The following is a 1,217-nucleotide window of genomic DNA, read 5'->3' as shown; positions in this document are numbered from 1 at the left end:
GTTTGTCTGCAAAAATTCCATCCATCTGCGCGCAAATTTTATCCGCCTCGCTCTCCTTTTTTACGATCGCCGCGACCTTTTTTACATTTTGGCAGATATCTGCGGTGGAGTTCGCATCCATCGCAAGGCTCTTAAGCCCTAGCTTTTGCAGATTCTCGCTAACGCCCGCTGAGTGAAAGCTCGTGATGACCAGATCGGGCTTAAGCTCGACGATCTTTTCCATATTCGGCTTTACGTAGGTGCCTACGCTAGGCAGTTTTTCGGTTTCAGCCTGCGGGCGGATCTTGCTCATCGAAGTGGTGGCAATCGCAGCGATCTGATCCTGCGCGCCTAAGGCGTAGATGATCTCGACTGCTGCGGGATCAAGTACGACTAGACCTTTGGCGAATACAAAGCTCGCCGCAGTCAAAGCTATAAGAATTTTTTTCACATTTTCTCCTTTTGCGGTAAGATAAATTTAGTTCCTAAATTTTCGACTATCAGGGCGTCAAAGCCGTAAATTTCTTTTATGATCTGCGGCGTAAAAAGCTCGCTCGCGCTACCGCGATACCTCACTGCGCCGTCTTTTAGCATCAAAATTTCATCGCAAAAAAGCGAGGCTAAATTTAGATCGTGCAGCACGACGACGCTCGTTAAATTTAGCGTTTTGGTTAAATTTTCGCAGATCCTCATCGCCTCGATCGCGTAGTTTATATCAAGCGCGCCCGTGGGCTCATCGAGCAGTAAAATTTCAGGCTCGCTTACGAGCGCTCTGGCAAGCAGCACGCGCCCGAACTCGCCGCCGCTTAGCTCAAACGCGCTGCGATTTAAAAATTTCTTCACATCCAAAAGCTCGGCGATTCGCTCTACCTTGTCGCGGTCGCTCGCATCGTAGCCGCTAAATGCGCTTTTTAGGCGGCAAAATCTGCCCGCAAGTAAAATTTCATTCACGTTTAGCGCGGCTGCGAGGGCTGTTTTTTGCGGCACGAAGCCGATGAGCGCGGCAAGCTCTTTGAGGCTATATTCGCTTGCTTTTTTGCCGTTTATTTCGATGATCCCGCTTGCGGGCTTTAAAATTTGCAATATATTTTTTAGCAAGGTGCTCTTGCCGCAGCCGTTAGGACCCAAAATCCCGTAAAATTTACCCCGCTTTAAATTTAACTCTATGCCTCGCAGAATCGCTCGCTTGCCGTAGCTGAAGTTTAGCGCCGAAATTTTCATGCATGCTTCCTAAACGC

The 1,217-nt window shown here is 48.7% G+C and carries 2 protein-coding genes; both read right to left on the bottom strand.

The genetic code is table 11. The features are described from left to right. Positions 1 to 430, bottom strand: a 430-nt coding sequence (locus Q0238_RS04390; protein WP_297943244.1) for an ABC transporter substrate-binding protein, incomplete at its 3' end; no start/stop codon positions are given. Beyond that, complete coding sequence (locus Q0238_RS04385; RefSeq protein ID WP_297943242.1) at positions 427 to 1,200, bottom strand: ABC transporter ATP-binding protein; 774 nt, start codon at positions 1,198 to 1,200, stop codon at positions 427 to 429. The genes Q0238_RS04385 and Q0238_RS04390, both read right to left, overlap by 4 nt. Between the last annotated feature and the right edge of the window lie 17 nt (positions 1,201 to 1,217).

This window comes from uncultured Campylobacter sp. (genome assembly GCF_938045775.1).
Classification (GTDB): Bacteria; Campylobacterota; Campylobacteria; order Campylobacterales; family Campylobacteraceae; genus Campylobacter_B.
Note: the sequence above shows the minus strand (reverse complement) of the source record. Positions and strands in the feature narration are given on the sequence as shown.